This window comes from Micrococcus sp. iso_26, from assembly GCF_056172975.1.
The window spans coordinates 1-526 of the sequence record NZ_JBWBTV010000032.1 but is presented as its reverse complement, the minus strand read 5'-3'; the positions used below and the strand labels follow the sequence as shown (position 1 = coordinate 526).

Below are 526 nucleotides of genomic sequence, written 5' to 3'. Positions count from 1 at the left end.
GAGTTGCCCAGCCGCACCGCGGTCGACGCGGCCCTGAGCGATCACCTGGGCGTGCAGTACATCACCCACGTCCATGCGCCGTCCGGGCCCGTGGCCGTCGGCGAGGGCGCCCACGCCCAGAGCACCGTCGAAGACCTCTCTCGAGCGCTCGCGGACCTGCGCGCGATGGCAGAGAAGGAGGGGGAGGAGGAGCTGACCGAGGCCATCGACGATCTCCAGCAAGCGCTTCAGGAAGAGCGGCCCGCCGCCGGACCTGTGGCCGAGAAGGCCAGCCGCCTGCGGCGCCTGGCCACCAGCGTGGGCAGTGCGGCCCTGGGCTCGGCGGTCACCGGGGTCGTGGAGACCGCCACCGCCATGGCTTTCGGCGGCGTTTTCGGCTGAGCGCTCCGCCGGTGTCGCGGCGACGCGGGGGACGTGTCGTGGAGATGGCAGGGCAGCTGCAGCGCCGCCGGCGCTCGCTGGCCCGCCGCCGCACGTCGGTCCCCTGTCCGCGAGCGCGGGTGGGTACGGCGACGGGCGCGGACCG

Annotated in this window: 1 protein-coding gene; it reads left to right on the top strand. The window is 74.7% G+C overall.

Going from position 1 to position 526, the window contains the following annotated elements:
• Nucleotides 1-381: hypothetical protein (locus AC0VX0_RS12420; protein ID WP_475452221.1), on the top strand; the 381-nt coding region annotated here is incomplete at its 5' end.
• Nucleotides 382-526 lie beyond the last annotated feature (145 nt).